The sequence below is a fragment of the Corynebacterium frankenforstense DSM 45800 genome, assembly GCF_001941485.1.
Taxonomy (GTDB): domain Bacteria; phylum Actinomycetota; class Actinomycetes; order Mycobacteriales; family Mycobacteriaceae; genus Corynebacterium; species Corynebacterium frankenforstense.
On the sequence record NZ_CP009247.1, the window covers coordinates 2,528,602 to 2,545,901 of the forward strand.

Sequence of the window (17,300 nt, forward strand, 5' to 3'; positions counted from 1 at the left end):
GTGGCCCGTGTGGCGTGTCAGATACCGGAGAGTGGGACGCGAGCAACAGGATCACCTGTCATTGTGTTTGTGTTTGTTCGGCGGATTAGTACCGGTCACCTCCACACCTTACGATGCTTCCAGATCCGGCCTATCAACCCCGTCATCTACAGGGGACCTCAAATGAAACCTCATCTTGGAACAGGCTTCCCGCTTAGATGCTTTCAGCGGTTATCCTTCCCGTACGTAGCCAACCAGCCATGCCCCGGGCGGGACAACTGGCACACCAGAGGTACGTCCGTCCCGGTCCTCTCGTACTAGGGACAGCCTTCCATCAAGTTTCCACGCGCGCGGCGGATAGAGACCGAACTGTCTCACGACGTTCTAAACCCAGCTCGCGTGCCGCTTTAATGGGCGAACAGCCCAACCCTTGGGACCTGCTCCAGCCCCAGGATGCGACGAGCCGACATCGAGGTGCCAAACCATCCCGTCGATATGGACTCTTGGGGAAGATCAGCCTGTTATCCCCGGGGTACCTTTTATCCGTTGAGCGACACCACATCCACAAGTAGGTGCCGGATCACTAGTCCCGACTTTCGTCCCTGCTCGAGAAGTCCCTCTCGCAGTCAAGCTCCCTTGTGCACTTACACTCTAAAACCTGGTTACCGACCAGGCTGAGGGAACCTTTGGGCGCCTCCGTTACCATTTAGGAGGCAACCGCCCCAGTTAAACTACCCACCAGGCACTGTCCCCGACCCAGATCATGGGCCAAGGTTCAAGGTGGCCAACCCGGTCAGAGTGGTATTTCACATTACGACTCCCCGACACCTGGCGATGCCGGATCACAATCTCCCACCTATTCTACACAAACCGGACCGGACACCAATGCCAAGCTATAGTGAAGGTCCCGGGGTCTTTTCGTCCTGCCGCGCGTAACGAGCATCTTTACTCGTAGTGCAATTTCACCGGGCCTGTAGTTGAGACAGCAGGGAAGTCGTTACGCCATTCGTGCAGGTCGGAACTTACCCGACAAGGAATTTCGCTACCTTAGGATGGTTATAGTTACCACCGCCGTTTACTGGGGCTTAAATTCTCCGCTTCGACCCCAAAGGGTCTAACAGGTCCTCTTAACCTTCCAGCACCGGGCAGGCGTCAGTCCGTATACATCAACGTGAAGTCTTCGCACGGACCTGTGTTTTTAGTAAACAGTCGCTTCCCTCTTGTCACTGCGGCCACACCAACCAAGGTGTGGCCCCCCTTCTCCCGAAGTTACGGGGGCAATTTGCCGAATTCCTTAACTACAGTTCACCCGAACGCCTTAGTATCCTCTACCTGACCACCAGTGTCGGTTTAGGGTACGGGCCGAATGTGCACTCGCTAGAGGCTTTTCTCGGCAGCATGAGCACACCACCATCAACACTTTATGTGTCTACGCTTCACGGCCCAAGGTTATCCTCCGGCGGGATTTACCTCACCGGAGCCTCTCACCGCTTACACCGCGCAATCCAACAACACGGCGTGGCTGCCCTCCTGCGTCACCCCATCACTTGGCTACTACGGATCAGGCCCCACGCGACCGGTACCACGCCACAACACCCGAAGGCGAAGTGGACAAAAAGGCACCGACCGGATGGTTAGTATCCCCGGCTCACCACTGGGCGCGCACACTCGGGTACGGGAATATCAACCCGTTTACCATCGACTACGCCTGTCGGCCTCGCCTTAGGTCCCGACTCACCCTGGGAAGACGAACTTGACCCAGGAACCCTTGGTCATCCGGCGGGCAGGATTCTCACCTGCCAGATTCGTTACTCATGCCTGCATTCTCACTCGCACACACTCCACGACACGGTCACCCGGACGCTTCAACGCGTGCACGACGCTCCCCTACCCAGACAAAAAAGTCTGCCGCGGTTTCGGCGGTGTACTTGAGCCCCACTGAATTGTCGGCGCAGGACCACTCGACCAGTGAGCTATTACGCACTCTTTCAAGGATGGCTGCTTCTAAGCCAACCTCCTGGCTGTCTTCGCGATCCCACATCCTTTTCCACTGAGCACACCCTTAGGGGCCTTAACCGGCGATCTGGGCTGTTTCCCTCTCGACCAATGGAGCTTATCCCCCACGGTCTCACTGCCGAAGAACACGTACACCGGCATTCGGAGTTTGGCTGATGTTGCTAAGACGATAATCCCGCTCAACCAACCAGTAGCTCTACCTCCGGCACGCTCACTTCGACGCTGCACCTAAATGCATTTCGGGGAGAACCAGCTATCACGGAGTTTGATTGGCCTTTCACCCCTACCCACAGCTCATCCCCTCAGTTTTCAACCTAAGTGGGTGCGCGCCTCCACGACGTCTTACCGTCGCTTCACACTGGCCATGGGTAGATCACCCCGCTTCGGGTCCAGGACACGCCACTAAACGCCCATAAAAACTCGCTTTCGCTACGACTACCCCACAACGGGTTAACCTCGCGACGTGCCGCTGACTCGCAGGCTCATTCTTCAAAAGGCACGCCATCACCCCCTAAAGGGCTCTGACGGCTTGACAGCGCACGGTTTCAGGAACTATTTCACTCCCCTCCCGGGGTACTTTTCACCATTCCCTCACGGTACTATCCACTATCGGTCACACTGGGTATTCAGGCTTACCGGGTGGTCCCGGCAGATTCACAGCAGATTCCACGAGCCCGCTGCTACTCGGGCAAACAAGAACAAGACAACACATGCGGCATTCACGTACAGGACTCTCACCTACTCCGGTCGACCATTCCAAGCCGGTTCCGCTTACCACACACATCCATCCGCCGGCGGTTACCGCACCGACACGTTCAAAGCCCACAACCCCTGCCACGCAACCCCGGAAACGGTGTCACACGCGGACAGGTTTAGCCAAAAATCCACTTTCGTTCGCCACTACTCACGGAATCACAATTGTTTTCTTCTCCAACGGGTACTGAGATGTTTCACTTCCCCGCCTTACCTCCCAACCGGCTATACATTCACCGGCAGGTGACCGCCAACAACGACGGCCGGGTTTCCCCATTCGGACATCCTCGGATCAACGCTTAGTTGACAACTCCCCGAGGCTTAACGCAGCCTCACACGTCCTTCATCGGCCCAGCATGCCAAGGCATCCACCGTGCGCCACTAGACAAACACGAATCGAATAACCAAAAAGGCAAAAAATTCGAACAACAACAAGAAAAATAAGATGCTCGCGTCCACTCTCCAGTTCTCACACACCACACACGACAACCAACCAGGCATCGGGACCAATCGTCCCGGCCGGCGTCACCGTGCCGCACACGAACCACGCGACACCACAACCTCAACGGCTGTGGTGTGTGCGGTGTCGTGCCAGACACCCGACAGTGTGTTGATGACCTGCCGCCCACCCCGTACCGGAACGGTGTGGGCCCTCATGGTGGTCTCTAACTTAGTGGCCTGCTCCGCCGCCAATGTGGCGTGCGTCCACCCGGATTCAAAAAAATATAAGAAATACTCCTTAGAAAGGAGGTGATCCAGCCGCACCTTCCGGTACGGCTACCTTGTTACGACTTCGTCCCAATCGCCGATCCCACCTTCGACCACTCCCCCCTTAAAAGGTTGGGCCGTGGGCTTCGGGTGTTACCGACTTTCATGACGTGACGGGCGGTGTGTACAAGGCCCGGGAACGTATTCACCGCAGCAATGCTGATCTGCGATTACTAGCGACTCCGACTTCATGGGGTCGAGTTGCAGACCCCAATCCGAACTGAGGCCGGCTTTAAAAGGATTAGCTCCACCTCACGGTATCGCAACCTGTTGTACCGACCATTGTAGCATGTGTGAAGCCCTGGACATAAGGGGCATGATGATTTGACGTCATCCCCACCTTCCTCCGAGTTCACCCCGGCAGTCTCCCGTGAGTCCCCACCACAATGTGCTGGCAACACAGGACAAGGGTTGCGCTCGTTGCGGGACTTAACCCAACATCTCACGACACGAGCTGACGACAACCATGCACCACCTGTACACCGACCACAAAGGGAAACCCCGTCTCCGGGGCGATCCGGTGTATGTCAAACCCAGGTAAGGTTCTTCGCGTTGCATCGAATTAATCCACATGCTCCGCCGCTTGTGCGGGCCCCCGTCAATTCCTTTGAGTTTTAGCCTTGCGGCCGTACTCCCCAGGCGGGGCGCTTAAAACGTTAGCTACGGCACAAAACCCGTGGAAGGGTCTCACACCTAGCGCCCACCGTTGACAGCATGGACTACCAGGGTATCTAATCCTGTTCGCTACCCATGCTTTCGCTCCTCAGCGTCAGTAACTGCCCAGTAACCTGCCTTCGCCATCGGTGTTCCTCCTGATATCTGCGCATTCCACCGCTACACCAGGAATTCCAGTTACCCCTGCAGTACTCAAGTTATGCCCGTATCGCCTGCACGCCCGGAGTTGAGCCCCGGAATTTCACAGACGACGCGACAAACCACCTACGAGCCCTTTACGCCCAGTAAATCCGGACAACGCTCGCACCCTACGTATTACCGCGGCTGCTGGCACGTAGTTAGCCGGTGCTTCTTCTACCGCTACCGTCACCAAAGGCTTCGTCACGGTCGAAAGAGGTTTACAACCCGAAGGCCGTCATCCCCCACGCGGCGTCGCTGCATCAGGCTTGCGCCCATTGTGCAATATTCCCCACTGCTGCCTCCCGTAGGAGTCTGGGCCGTATCTCAGTCCCAATGTGACCGTACACCCTCTCAGGCCGGCTACCCGTCGCCGCCTTGGTAGGCCATTACCCCACCAACAAGCTGATAGGCCGCGAGCTCATCCCCAACCGCTGCAAAACGCTTTCCACCACACCATCCACGATGTGGTCCTATCCAGTATTAGACCCAGTTTCCCAGGCTTATCCCGGAGTTGAGGGCAGATCACCCACGTGTTACTCACCCGTTCGCCACTCGAGTACCAGTGCAAGCACTGGCCTTTCCGTTCGACTTGCATGTGTTAAGCACGCCGCCAGCGTTCGTCCTGAGCCAGGATCAAACTCTCCACAAAAAAATTCGCAAAAAACGAGCCGTGAAAAGCCCGAAACCTGACAAACAAAAAACTGACAAGAAAAAACTCAAAAGTACAAAAAATGCACTCCAAGCAACCTGCCACCGGCAAAAACCATTCATTTGGACCCAAGGTCCAGGAAGGTCAACCCCCACCGGCACACACCAACACCACCTAAGGCATACAACCCAGGTAGCGCCGGCGGACAAGCCACAAGAAACGCACCACAAAAAGTACATCAACACACTATCGAGTTCTCACACAACACAAACACGCTAGGTTCGCATCCGATCAGGATGCTTGCCGTTACGGTTCGAGGTAGCCAGTCGCTGTTTTCCTTCCGCCATCTCACCGCTGGAATCTCTCCGCGGCGGGGCGCTGTCGGTCGCGCTGACCCCCATTAATTTACACACGGGTCCAAGACTTGCCAAATCTGCAGGCCAACATAGTTTTTCACGTTCGCAAGAGCCCCGCTCAGCGTCGTGCGCCTGCGGCACCCGCCCACGGACTCACCGATAGAGACCGCGACTCTCCGCGACGCGGTCGACGAGCCCGTGCAACTCCTCCCGCGACATCCCGAGCCGCACCGCCTCATCGACGGTGGGCGCCAGATACTGCTGGGCGAAGTCCCGGCCCCGCCGGGCGAGCACCCGCTCGCGCGCCCCCTCGGCGACGAAGGTGCCGATGCCCCGCCGGCGCTCGAGCACCCCGAGTTCCACGAGCATCGCCAGCCCCTTGCGCGCGGTGGCGGGGTTGACGGAGTGGAAGCGCGCGAGCTCGTTGGTCGAGGAGACGCGCTCGCCGACGGCGAGCTCCCCCTCCGCGACCGCATCCTCGATGAACCGGGCTATCTGCCTGAACAACGGTTGCGCCTGATCTTCCACGGGACACCTCCTCAACACCGCCCGGCGCCGCCGGTGGTTCCCCCACCCGCGGGTCCGGGACGTCATCGTCGGTTAGTTAGTCTAGTAACTAACCCCGGCCACGGTGCCCGTACCGCCGACGGCGACCCACGCGGCGTCGTCAATTTTTTGTGCCCTGCCCTGCGGAAACCTCGTGAGGCGTCGACGCGGGCGGCGGCGGTGGTGCATGCTGGGGACAGAAACTGTCTTAGAACTCTCTTAGCGAACGGACTTTAGGAGCCATGCTTGAACGCACACTTGTCTTCGTCGACACCAGCTATCTGTTGGCGAGCTTCTACAACTCGTGGGAGACGGGGGCCCGCGCACAACTAGAGATCGACCTCCCCGACGTGGTGCACGTCCTCGGGGAGATGATCGAGAACCAGCTTCACCAGCCCATCCACCGTCAGCTCTGGTATGACGGTATCCCCGACTCCGGCCCGCACCGTTACCAGCGCGCCCTGCGCACCTGCGACGGCGTGCAGCTGCGCGCCGGCCAGCTCATCGAGTGGGGTGAGCGGCGTACGCAGAAGGCCGTCGACACCCGGCTCGTCGCCGACATGGTGCTCGCCGCGGTGGACCAGCAGTGCTCGGACATCGTGCTGGTCTCCGGCGACGCGGACATGATCCCCGGCGTCAGCGAGGCTTCGCGACGCGGCGTGCGCGTGCACCTCTACGGCTTCGGCTGGGACTCGATGTCCTCGGCCCTGCGCCACCACTGCGACACGACCACGATCCTCGACCCGCGCGAGGACTTCCACGACTCCATGCACCTCGAGGTGCTCGAGGGACCGATCCCGCCGGTGGTGCGCGAGCCCGCCGCCGGGTCGGTAACCGAGAACAACGACGGCGACTCCGTGCCCGGCGACGCGACCGCGGGCGACCAGCCGCCGAGCACCTCGCCCGAGCGTCCCGAGGCGCCGGCCACCCCGACCGCCGCCGACCAGGAGGCGCAGGGCACCGCGTGCGCCGAGAGCGCCGGCGCCTCGATTGCCGACGCCGCGCCTGCCGCCACGGGAGCGGACGCCGCCGCCTCCGGCGCGTCCGACGTCTCTGCGTCCGACGCCTCCGCCTCCGCCTCCGAGACCTCCGGTGCCGCCGCTTCCGCGGAGGCCGGCAGGCACGAGAAGACGAAGGACGCCAAGGGCGCGGGCCCGGGTGAGAGCCCGAAGGAGAAGGTCGCGAAGGAGCAGGCCCCTGGCGGGAACCGGAAGGCCCGGAACGAGCAGGCCAAGGACCAGCAGACCAAGGACCAGCAGACCTCGGCCGCGAAGGGCTCCCCGGCCGCCGAGGCCGACGGTGCGGCGACGGCCGCGGGTGAGGCGTCCGCCGCGGCGCACCCGAAGACCCCGGCGCCCGACGCCGACTCCGCCGTCGAGCGCGACATTGCCGGCGAGGCCAAGCCCAAGCCGAAGCCGCGCCCGAAGCCCTCGATGATGGCCCCGAAGCGTCGGCTGCGCTCGCGCTACGTGCCGCTGCCCAACGAGGTGTGGGCCTCGGCGGGCTTCCAGACGCCGTTCGACGTCGGCCAGCAGTACGCGACCTGGTGGTACGAGAACGCCGCCACCGGCGAGCAGCGCGACCAGGCCCACATGCTCTCCGGCGGCGGGCTGCCGCCCGAGGTGGACCGCCCGCTGCTGCAGTTCGCCTGCGAGACGCTGCACGAGTACACGCTCAGCGACAAGCAGCGCGTGAACCTGCGCGACGGCTTCCACGCCGGCATCCGCGGCGTGCTCATCAACGTCCGCCGCCAGAACTGACGCACCCGCCCGGTGCAGGGCACCCGGCGCCGGCCGGGCCCGCGCCGGACACGCGAAAGCGCCCCGGTGAAGACCGGGGCGCTTTTCTCGTGCGCTGAGGCGGACTGTGTCTCCGGGGCCCGGCGCGCGGGCCGGACACCGCGGGCAGGTCGATCGCCCGTGCGGCTGACCTGGCCCGAGGGTCTCAGCGGTCGGCGTCCTCGCCGGCGTCCTTGGCGTCCGCGGCTGCATCGGTCGCGCTGTCGGCTGCGCCCGCGGGGTCCGTGGCCTCGTCGGTCCCGGCATCCGCCGGGGCGTCCTCGCCCGCGGTGAGCTCGCCGCGCTCCTCGCCGCCGAGCTCCGCGCGGATCTGCTCGAGGCGGTCGGCGGCGCGCATGTCGTTGCCGGCCTGAGCGATCTCGCTCATCCGGTCGGTCACCGAGTTGCGGGTCAGCTCCTGGGCGCCGAGGGCGTCTGCGTAGCGGCGCTCGATCTTGTCGCGCACGTCATCGAGCGTGGGCACCGAGTCGTCGCCGCCGACCGTGTTCATGCTGTCGAGGGCCCGGGTGGAGGCCTCCTGCATCTTGGTCTGGTCGACCTGGGCACGCAGCTGGTCGATCTGGGAGAGCTGCTCCTTGAGGCGGGCCTCGGACTCGGCCTGCTGGCGGCGGGCCTGCTCGGCGGCCTGGGCGGCCTGCGACTGCATGGTCGCGGTCTCCTCGACCTGCTGCTCGACGGCGACGAGCTGGGTGGCGAAGACCTCGGCGGTCTCGTTGAGCTGGCGGGCCTTCTCCGCGTCCCCGGAGGCGTTGGCCTTGTCCGCCATCTGCACCGCCTGGCGCGCCTTGTCCTGCAGGTCCGCCTGGTCCTTGCGCAGGCGGTCCAGCTTCATGGACAGCTGCTTCTCATTGCCGATGACCGAGGCGGCCTGCTGCGAGATCTCGGCGTGCCGGCGCTTGGCCTCCTCGGTGGCCTGCTGGATCTGCACCTTGGGGTCGGCGTTCTCGTCGATCTTCTGGTCGAACGAGCTCATCAGGTACTTCCAGCCCTTGCTGAAGGGATTTGCCACGGTGGTCAGCCTTTCTGTTTCGCTCGCCGCGCGCCCGGCGCGCGGCCACGCCCGCGGAAGGGGCTCATGCACCGACGAGTCTACGTGGGCTTTCTCACCTGCGCCGGGCGAAATGTGAGGTGGCCCGCTCCGGGGACGCGAAAACCGCCGCCCGGATCGGATCCGGACGGCGGTTCGGTGCCGCGGCGCGCGGGCCGGCGGTCAGGTGCCTCGGGGTACGGACCTGTGGACCGGCCGCGCACCCTGCACGCCTCAGCGAGCAGCGGTCAGGGGACCTACTTGTCGCCCTGCTGGTCGGCCTGCGCGTTCTGCTCGGCGACCTGGCGGCGGACATCGTCCATGTCCAGGCCCTTGACCTGGTTGACCAGGTCCTCGAGGGCGGCCGGGGGCAGGGCGCCGGAGTCGCGGTAGACCATGATGCCGTCACGGAAGGCCATCAGGGTCGGGATCGCCTGGATCTCGAGCGCGGCGGCCAGGTTCTGGTTGGCCTCGGTGTCGAGCTTGGCGAAGGTGACGTCCTCGTGCTTGTCCGAGGCCTTCTCGTAGGTGGGGGCGAAGGCCCGGCAGGGACCGCACCACGAGGCCCAGGCGTCGACGAGGACGATGCCCTCGCCGGTCACGGTCTTCTCGAAGGTGTCTTCGGTCACGTCAATGGTCGCCATGGTCGGGGCGCCTCCTAATGATTTGGGTTCATGTTCGTCGCGGAGCCTCGCCGGTTCCGCGTCGGGCAACCTCAACAACGTTGAGAGGTTGCGCCTTATTCCGCCCCGAATCCTATAGGCCCCCGCCCGGCCCACGCAGCCCGCCACCCCCTTGCCGCATACCCCCGGGGGGTATAAAATTCAGGGCATGACGACAGCGCAGGCACCAGGACAGGACGCGAGCGCCCAGGCCCACATCGACCTGGGCGTGACCGGCATGACGTGCACGTCGTGCTCCAGCCGCGTGGAGCGCAAGCTCAACAAGCTCGACGGCGTGACCGCCAGCGTCAACTTCGCCACCGAGACCGCCGGCGTCGACTACGACCCGGGGCAGACCACCCCGGCCGACCTCATCGGCGTGGTCGAGAAGACCGGCTACGGCGCCTTCCAGCTCAGCGGCGCCGGCACCGGCGACGGCCCCGACACAGACTCGGACGGCGCCTCGGCCACCGCCGACGGCGCGGGGAGCGCCGCGGGCGCGGGCGCGACGTCGGCAAGCGGCGGCGGCACCGACGCGATCTCCCGGGCCCGCGACGCCCACGCCGACTACCTGCGCCGGCATCTCATCGGCGCGGCCGTGCTCAGTGTGCCCGCGGCGGTGCTCTCGATGGTGCCCGCCCTGCAGTTCGACCACTGGCAGTGGCTCGTCTTCGCGCTGGTCAGCCCCGTGTACTTCTGGGCCGGCTGGCCGTTCCACAAGGCGACGGTGACCAACCTGCGCCACGGCGCATTCACCATGGACACGTTGATCTCGCTGGGCACCACCGCCGCCTACCTGTGGAGCCTGTGGGCGCTCTTCCTCGGCGACGCGGGCGACCCCGGCATGCGCATGCACATGTCGGTCACCGCGCACGCCGGCGCCGGGATGGACGAGATCTACCTCGAGACCGTCGGCGTGGTCATCACGTTCCTGCTGCTGGGCCGGTGGTTCGAGACCCGCGCCAAGGGGCAGAGCTCCGCGGCGCTGCGCGAGCTGCTCGACATGGGCGCGAAGGAGGCCGCCGTCATCCGCGACGGGGTGGAGCGACGCGTGGCCGTCGAGGCGCTGCGCGTCGGCGACACCGTCCTCGTGCGCCCCGGCGAGAAGATCCCCATCGACGGGCGCGTGACCGACGGCTCCTCGGCCGTCGACGAGTCGATGCTCACCGGCGAGTCCGTGCCCGTCGAGGTCACCGCCGGAGACCAGGTCACCGGCGCCACGCTGAACACCTCCGGGCGCCTGCTCGTCGAGGTCACCCGCCTCGGCGAGGACTCCACCCTGGCCCAGCTGGGCCGCCTGGTCACCGCCGCGCAGGCGAAGAAGGCGCCCGTCGAGCGCCTCGTCGACCGCGTCACCCAGTGGTTCGTGCCGGCCGTCATGGCCGTCGCCGTGATCACGCTCGTCTGGCACCTGGCCGCCGGCTCCGGCACGGCCGACGCCTTCGCCGCCGCCGTCGCCGTGCTCATCATCGCCTGCCCCTGCGCGCTGGGCCTGGCCACCCCGACCGCCCTGCTCGTGGGCACCGGCCGCGGCGCGCAGCTGGGGCTTCTGATCAAGGGCCCCGAGATCCTCGAGTCGACCCGTCGCGTCGACACGATCGTGCTGGACAAGACCGGCACCGTGACCACCGGCGAGATGTCGCTCGACTCCGCGACCGGGCTCGACGGATACGGCGACGAGAACGCGCTGCGTCTGGCCGCCGCCGTCGAGGCCGGCTCCGAGCACCCCATCGGGCGCGCGATCGTCGCCGGCTTCACCGGCACAGTGCCTGCGGCCGACTCGTTCGCCGCCACCGCCGGCCACGGCGTGGAGGCCACCGTGGAGGGCCGCCGCGTGCGCGTGGGTCGCCCCGTGCGCGAGGAGCTTTCCGACGCCGCGTGGGAGCTGGTCGTCGCAGCCGAGGACGCCGGCGCGACCCCCGTGGCGCTCTTCGTCGACGACGCCGCCGCCGGCGTGCTGACGGTGCGCGACACCGTCAAGGGCTCCTCGGCCGAGGCCGTGGGCGCCTTCCGCGAGCTGGGACTCGAGCCGGTGCTGCTCACCGGCGACAACGCGGGTGCCGCCCGCGCGGTGGCCGGCGAGGTCGGCATCGGGAAGGTCATCGCCGGGGTGCTGCCCGACGAGAAGGTCGGCGAGGTGGAGAAGCTGCAGGCCGCCGGGCGCACGGTGGCCATGGTCGGCGACGGGGTCAACGACGCCGCGGCACTCGCCACCGCTGACCTGGGCCTGGCCATGGGGGCGGGCTCGGACGTCGCGATCGAGGCCAGCGACATCACCCTGATGAACGACGACCCGCGCTCGGCCGCCGACGCCATCCGGCTCTCACGGCGCACGCTGGGCACCATCAAGGGCAACCTGTTCTGGGCCTTCGCCTACAACGTCGCCCTGATCCCGGTCGCCGCGCTGGGCCTGCTCAACCCGATGTTCGCCGGGATCGCCATGGCATTCTCCTCGGTGTTCGTGGTGAGCAACTCGCTGCGGCTGCGCGGGTTCCGCTCGGCCTTCGCCCGGTAGGGGGCGCGGCGGCCGGTCGGCCTAGTCGGCCTGCTCCCGGCCAGCCTCGGTGTCGGTCCCCTCGGACTCGATGCGCTCGCTTGCCTCGCGGAGGATCCGCGCGATCCTGGCGAAGCTCTCCGGGTCGCGGCCATGGAACCGCACGGCCGCGACCAGGCGGTGGAGCTCGTGGCGCAGGGCGCCCGGGCCGGCCCCCTCCGCGCCCTCGGGGTCGCCGTAGGCGTCGAGGATCCGGGTCCACTCCGCGCGGTGCTCCTCGACGGTGGCGCGGCCCTCGTCGGTCAGCTCCGCGACCTTGCGGCCGCCGACGTTGCTGATGGTGATCAGGCCCTCGTCCTCGAGCAGGTTCAGCGTCGGGTAGACGGTGCCGGGACTGGGGGTCCAGCGGTTGTCGGTGCGCTCACCGACCTCGGTGATCAGCTGGTAGCCGTGACGCGGCTGCTCCTCGAGCAGCAACAGGATCACGTTGCGCAGGTCGCCGCGGCGGGCCCGCCCGCCGCGTCCGCGCCCGCCCCGGCCGCCCCAGGGTCCCCGCGGGCCACCCAAGTCGAAGCCGAGACCGAAGTCACCCCGCCGCATGAAGCCCGGCGCACCCTGCCTGCCGACGCTGCGCCGGCCACGCTGGCCGAAGCGGCCGAAGCGGCCGAAACCCCCGAAGCCGCCGAAGCCGCTGAAGTCGTTGAATCCGTTGAAGTCGTTCGTCGCGTTCATGGTTCTCCCTTCGTGGCCGACACCCGCCGAACATATCGTTATATATCGCTAGGAACGGCGTCGAGCGTATATCGCTAAGTATCGCTACGTCAAGACGTAGCGATATCTTCAGTAAGTCACTCCCCCTGAGCTGCCCTTTCACCCCGACAGCACCCGGCCGCACGTACCCGCCCCAGGGCACCGCGCGGCGTCGTCAAGCCCCCGACGAACCGCTAGCCGCGCGCCATGTCCACGAAGCGGGAGCACCGCAGCTGGTGGGCCACCGTGATCGTGTCGATCGGGCCGCCGCGGTGTTTGGCCAGGATGATGTCGGCCTCGCCGGCGCGCTCGTTGTCCTTGTCCTGGGAGTCCGGGCGGTAGAGCAGCATGACCATGTCGGCGTCCTGCTCCAGCGAACCGGACTCACGCAGGTCGGCCAGCTGCGGGCGCTTGTCCGTGCGCGACTCGGGGCCACGGTTGAGCTGCGAGATCGCCACGACCGGCACGTCAAGCTCCTTGGCCAGGAGCTTGAGCTGACGGGAGAACTCCGAGACCTCCTGCTGACGGGACTCGACCTTCTTGCCCGAGCTCATCAGCTGCATGTAGTCGAGCACCACCAGCTTCAGGTCGTGCTTCTGCTTGAGCCGGCGCGCCTTGGAGCGGATGTCCATCATCGTCATGTTCGGCGAGTCGTCGATGAACAGCGGCGCCTCGGAGATGTCGCCGACGCGGTTGGCCAGGATCTGCCAGGCCTCCTCGTCCATGCGGCCCGAGCGCATGTCCGCGAGGTTGATCTCCGTCTCCGCGGAGAGCAGGCGCATGACGATCTCGGACTTCGACATCTCGAGCGAGAAGATCACCGAGGTCATGCCGTGCTTGATCGAGCAGGAGCGGGCGAAGTCCAGCGCCAGGGTGGACTTGCCCACGCCGGGTCGGGCCGCGACGATGATCATCTGCCCGCCGTGCAGGCCGTTGGTCACCGAGTCGAGGTCGATGAAGCCGGTGGGCACGCCCATGGCCAGGCCGCCGTTGGCGGTGATCTCGTCCATCTCGTCGAGCGTGGGCTGCAGGATGTCGGCCAGCACCGCGTAGTCCTCCGCGGAGCGGTCGTTGTTGATCGCGAAGACCTCCTGCTGGGCCATGTCGACCACCGCGTCGACCTCGGCGCCCTCGGAGCCCTCGTAGCCGAGCTGGACCACGCGGGTGCCGGCCTCGACCAGGCGGCGCAGCGTGGCCTTCTCGTCGACGATCTCGGCGTAGTAGCGGGCGTTGGCGGCCGTGGGCACCGACGAGATCAGCGTGTGCAGGTACGGCGCGCCGCCGACGCGGTCGAGCTCGTTCTGGCGGTCCAGGCGCCCGGCGACGATGACCGGGTCGATGTCCTTGGACTCGGCGAACAGGTCGATGATCGCCTTGTAGATCAGGGCGTGGGCCGGGTGGTAGAAGTCGTCCGGCGTGAGGATCTCGACGATGTCGAGCACCGTGTTCGGGCTGAGCAGCATCGCGCCCAGCACGCCCTGCTCGGCCTCGCGGTCGTGCGGGGGCTGGCGGAAGCCCGAGTTGCCCGCGCGCGAGTCGTCGAAGGCGGGCCCGCCGTACTCGGAGCGGCGCCGCCCGGGCGCCCCTGAGCGGCCGCGACCGCCGGAGCGCGGGAAGTCGTCGTCGGGCTCGGGCGGGGCCGCCGGCACCGGCGGCAGCGCCTGGTCGTCGAAGCTTGCCTCCGAGCTGGACGGGCTCATCGCTCTCCTTTTCCCGGCCGCCCCCGCGGCCCTCGCACTGCTCCCCCGGACCCGCCGGCGGGCGGGCCCTCTGACGCCCGCAACATTACCCGTCGGGCACCCGTCGACATACCACACGGGCTCGCCGGCGCGGGTGGAAAATGCCTCACAGAGCGAAGTTATCCACAGATCGCTCCACAGGGGTTGTGCACAACTCCCCATCGGCCGAGACGCGCTTGTGGAGAACGTGTGGAGCACGTGGGGAGAACTCGCCGCCGCGGCGGGCGCGACCAGGCCTTTCCATCATCAGTGCTGGTCAGAGGGTTTTGTCGGATATCTCACCCCCGCCGGACCACCCCCGCGAACCGAGCCCGCGGCGGTTTGACGCGGCACACGGCAGGTGATAGGCGCCTGAAATCGCCGTGAACGAGGTGAAGAGCCGGTGAGCCGGCCCGTATTCATCCCCAGTTATCCACAGCCCCGCACAGGCGCGGGCGCCCCTGGCCCGCCCCAGGCCCGGCCCAGGCCCACCACACGGCCGCCACACGGCCGCCGGAGCGCCCGCAGACCACCCCGGGAAAGACCACGGCCCCCGACGCGTCCCATGCGGGATGCGGCGGGGGCCGGGTCTGCTGTTGTCGTTGGGCGCCTCAGAAGGCGCCGTCGTGCGCGCGCCAGTTAGGCGGCGACGACCTCAAAGTTCAGGTTCGCGGCGATGTCCGGGTGCAGCTGCACGCGCACCGTGTACTTGCCGGTGGTCTTGATCATGGTCTTCGGCAGCTCGATGGCGCGCTTGTCCAGCGCGGGGCCGCCGACGGCGCGCACCGCGTCGACGATGTCGTCGCGCTTGACGGAGCCGAAGAGCTTGCCCTTGTCCGAGGTGCGGACGGAGACCTTGACGTTGTCGAGCTTGTCGACCTGCTCGCGGACCTCACGGGCGTGGTCCAGATCGCGGATGGCACGGGCCTCCTGGGCCCGCTTGATGCCGTCGATTTGCTTGAGCGCCCCGCGGGTCGCCTGGATCGCCAGGCTGCGCGGAAGCAGGTAGTTACGTGCGTAGCCGTCACGCACCTCGACGACGTCGCCTGCGTCGCCCAGGTTCTCGACGGCGGCGGTGAGGATCAGCTTCATGATCCCTGCCTTTCGTTCAAGAGGAATGGTGGGTGATTCGCGGCTGGTCTAGAACGGCGGGTCATCGTCGCCGCCGCCGAACTGTCCGCCCACGGGCGGGGCCGAGTTCCAGGGGTCGTTGTCCTGACCCTGGTTCGACTGGCCGCCGGGGTTCTGGCCGGACGGCTGGGGCTGGTTGCCCCCGCCGAAGCCGCCCTGCGGGGCCTGGCCGAAGCCGCCCTGGGGCGCTCCGCCCTGACCGCCGGAGCGGTTCTGGCCGCCGCCGAAGCCACCGCCGTATCCCCCGCCGCCTTCGCGGGGATTGCGGGTGACCTGGGCGGTCGCGTACTTGAGGGAAGGACCGACCTCGTCGACCTCGATCTCGTAGACCGTGCGGTTCTCGCCTTCGCGGGTCTGGTAGGAGCGCTGGCGCAGCCGTCCGTTGACGACGACGCGCATGCCCTTGGACAGGCTCTCGGCGACGTTCTCCGCGTACTGGCGCCACACGTTGCAGGTGAGGAACAGGCCCTCACCGTCCTCCCACTGGCCGGTGTCGCGGTTGTAGAACCGCGGCGTGGAGGCCACGCGGAAGCTTGCGACGGGGATGCTCGACGCGGTGAAACGCAGTTCGGGGTCGGCGACGAGGTTGCCGACGATGGTGATCGGGGTGTCTCCCTGAGCCATGGTTGGTTCAGACCTTCCTTCAAGCTTTCATCGGGCAGTTCGGTACCGCACCGGCTCTCCGCCGGCGCGTCGTTCTACACCAGTTTGCCGCTTTACTTGTCGGTGCGCAGAACCTTCGTGCGCAGGGTCGCGTCGTTGAGGGAGACCAGGCGGTCAAACTCGTCGACGGTCGCCGGCTCGCACTCGAGGTTGACGACGACGTACACGCCTTCCTCGTGCTTCTGGATCGGGTAGGCGAGGCGACGCTTGCCCCACACATCCACCTTCTCGACGGTGCCGTTCTCCTTGCGGACAACCTCGAGGTACTTCTCCAGGGACGGGGCAACGTTGCGCTGATCCTGGCTCGGATCCAGGATGATCATGATTTCGTAGTGACGCACGGGACCTCATCACCTCCTATGGTCTGGTAATCGAATTTCGGCCACACCCGGTCGGGTGGGGCAGGAGGGTCGCCTGCGTCAGGCAACCCGACAAGGGTAGCGCATCGGGGCCGAAAAAAGTAATCCGCCCCGGTCAGGGGGCGGACCTTCGATTGTCGACGCCGCGGTGCGCGCCGTCGGCGGTCTTCGTGCAGGGGTGCGCCGCCCGCGCGCCGTGGCGCACGGGAGCGGGCGCGGCGCGCGGGAGCGGGCGCGGCGCCCGCGGGTGGTTTAGGAGTCGACGTCGACCACGGTGCCGTCCGGCAGGATCTCGACGTCGATCTCCTCGACGTCGATCTCCCAGACGCCGTCGTCGAGCTCGGCGGTGCCGCAGCCCTGGGCGACGACGTCGCGCACGCGCTGCTCGTCGAGACCCTCCTCGGCCATGTCGTTGCGGGCCTCGTCGGAGAAGGAGGCGACCTCGCAGGGGGCCGGGTCGCCCGGGGAGGCGCCCTGGGCGGCGGTGTTCCCGGCGTCGGCCGACTCGGTGACGGTCTCGGTGGCGCCCGCGTTGTCGTCGCGGTCGTCGGCGTTGTCGTCGCCGCCGGCCGCACTGGTCACGGTGGCGGTCTCGGTCACGGTCTCGGTGTTGCTCTCACCGGAGCAGGCGGAGAGCAGGGGCAGGGCGATCACGGCGACGCCGGCGACGGCGGCGCGGGAGAACTTGGTCAGCGCGTTAGTGGTCATGTCCGCCACGCTACGTATTCGGCAACGAAACGGCAGTGCGCCCACCCGCCCGGGTGCCCCCGGCCCA

11 protein-coding genes and 2 rRNA genes are annotated in these 17,300 nt (G+C 66.3%); 2 read left to right on the plus strand and 11 right to left on the minus strand.

What is annotated here, in order from left to right:
- Positions 1-65: 65 nt before the first annotated feature.
- From CFRA_RS11030 to CFRA_RS11040, 3 genes are all read right to left on the minus strand, one after another.
- Positions 66-3,143 (minus strand): 23S ribosomal RNA (locus CFRA_RS11030).
- Positions 3,144-3,491: 348 nt separating this feature from the next.
- A 16S ribosomal RNA gene (locus CFRA_RS11035) occupies positions 3,492-5,020 on the minus strand.
- Together the 16S and 23S rRNA genes form the textbook arrangement of a ribosomal RNA operon.
- A 509-nt stretch (positions 5,021-5,529) precedes the next feature.
- On the minus strand, positions 5,530-5,904 hold the full coding sequence (locus CFRA_RS11040) for a GntR family transcriptional regulator (RefSeq protein WP_075664697.1): 375 nt from the start codon (positions 5,902-5,904) through the stop codon (positions 5,530-5,532).
- A 260-nt stretch (positions 5,905-6,164) separates the two neighbouring features.
- On the opposite strand from CFRA_RS11040, the gene CFRA_RS11045 reads away from it, so the two are divergent.
- Positions 6,165-7,682: an NYN domain-containing protein gene (locus CFRA_RS11045; RefSeq protein ID WP_075664698.1), complete on the plus strand. Its 1,518-nt coding sequence runs from the start codon at positions 6,165-6,167 to the stop codon at positions 7,680-7,682.
- Positions 7,683-7,866: 184 nt separating this feature from the next.
- Here the strand turns inward: CFRA_RS11045 and CFRA_RS11050 are convergent, their stop codons facing one another.
- Positions 7,867-8,730: a PspA/IM30 family protein gene (locus tag CFRA_RS11050; RefSeq protein WP_075664699.1), complete on the minus strand. Its 864-nt coding sequence runs from the start codon at positions 8,728-8,730 to the stop codon at positions 7,867-7,869.
- A gap of 275 nt (positions 8,731-9,005) precedes the next feature.
- A complete protein-coding gene (trxA, locus tag CFRA_RS11055) occupies positions 9,006-9,392 on the minus strand; it encodes a thioredoxin (protein ID WP_075664700.1) in 387 nt (128 codons plus the stop codon).
- A 187-nt stretch (positions 9,393-9,579) separates the two neighbouring features.
- On the opposite strand from trxA, the gene CFRA_RS11060 reads away from it, so the two are divergent.
- Complete coding sequence (locus tag CFRA_RS11060; protein WP_075664701.1) at positions 9,580-11,925, plus strand: heavy metal translocating P-type ATPase; 2,346 nt, start codon at positions 9,580-9,582, stop codon at positions 11,923-11,925.
- A 21-nt stretch (positions 11,926-11,946) separates the two neighbouring features.
- Here the strand turns inward: CFRA_RS11060 and CFRA_RS11065 are convergent, their stop codons facing one another.
- The 6 genes from CFRA_RS11065 to CFRA_RS11090 all read right to left on the minus strand — a co-directional run bounded on the left by CFRA_RS11065 (position 11,947) and on the right by CFRA_RS11090 (position 17,233).
- Positions 11,947-12,636: a PadR family transcriptional regulator gene (locus CFRA_RS11065; protein ID WP_075664702.1), complete on the minus strand. Its 690-nt coding sequence runs from the start codon at positions 12,634-12,636 to the stop codon at positions 11,947-11,949.
- A gap of 212 nt (positions 12,637-12,848) precedes the next feature.
- Positions 12,849-14,354 (minus strand): replicative DNA helicase, encoded by a 1,506-nt coding sequence (dnaB, locus tag CFRA_RS11070; protein WP_075664703.1) that lies wholly within the window; start codon positions 14,352-14,354, stop codon positions 12,849-12,851.
- Between the two features lie 657 nt (positions 14,355-15,011).
- A complete protein-coding gene (gene rplI / locus CFRA_RS11075) occupies positions 15,012-15,464 on the minus strand; it encodes a 50S ribosomal protein L9 (protein ID WP_075664704.1) in 453 nt (150 codons plus the stop codon).
- Positions 15,465-15,512: 48 nt separating this feature from the next.
- The gene (locus CFRA_RS11080) at positions 15,513-16,127 is read right to left on the minus strand and encodes a single-stranded DNA-binding protein (protein ID WP_075664705.1); all 615 of its coding nucleotides are present in this window, start codon (positions 16,125-16,127) and stop codon (positions 15,513-15,515) included.
- Positions 16,128-16,219: 92 nt separating this feature from the next.
- Positions 16,220-16,507 (minus strand): 30S ribosomal protein S6, encoded by a 288-nt coding sequence (rpsF, locus tag CFRA_RS11085; RefSeq protein ID WP_075664706.1) that lies wholly within the window; start codon positions 16,505-16,507, stop codon positions 16,220-16,222.
- Between the two features lie 270 nt (positions 16,508-16,777).
- Entirely contained in the window at positions 16,778-17,233 is a 456-nt protein-coding gene (locus CFRA_RS11090; protein ID WP_156888018.1) for a hypothetical protein, read from the minus strand.
- Positions 17,234-17,300 lie beyond the last annotated feature (67 nt).

Bases quoted from the DNA above. Each gene is read 5' to 3' on its own strand.
- CFRA_RS11045 (WP_075664698.1), top strand. From the start codon at position 6,165: ATGCTTGAACGCACACTTGTCTTCGTCGACACCAGCTATCTGTTGGCG.
- trxA (WP_075664700.1), bottom strand. From the start codon at position 9,392: ATGGCGACCATTGACGTGACCGAAGACACCTTCGAGAAGACCGTGACC.
- CFRA_RS11060 (WP_075664701.1), top strand. From the start codon at position 9,580: ATGACGACAGCGCAGGCACCAGGACAGGACGCGAGCGCCCAGGCCCAC.
- CFRA_RS11065 (WP_075664702.1), bottom strand. From the start codon at position 12,636: ATGAACGCGACGAACGACTTCAACGGATTCAACGACTTCAGCGGCTTC.
- dnaB (WP_075664703.1), bottom strand. From the start codon at position 14,354: ATGAGCCCGTCCAGCTCGGAGGCAAGCTTCGACGACCAGGCGCTGCCG.
- rplI (WP_075664704.1), bottom strand. From the start codon at position 15,464: ATGAAGCTGATCCTCACCGCCGCCGTCGAGAACCTGGGCGACGCAGGC.
- CFRA_RS11080 (WP_075664705.1), bottom strand. From the start codon at position 16,127: ATGGCTCAGGGAGACACCCCGATCACCATCGTCGGCAACCTCGTCGCC.
- CFRA_RS11090 (WP_156888018.1), bottom strand. From the start codon at position 17,233: ATGACCACTAACGCGCTGACCAAGTTCTCCCGCGCCGCCGTCGCCGGC.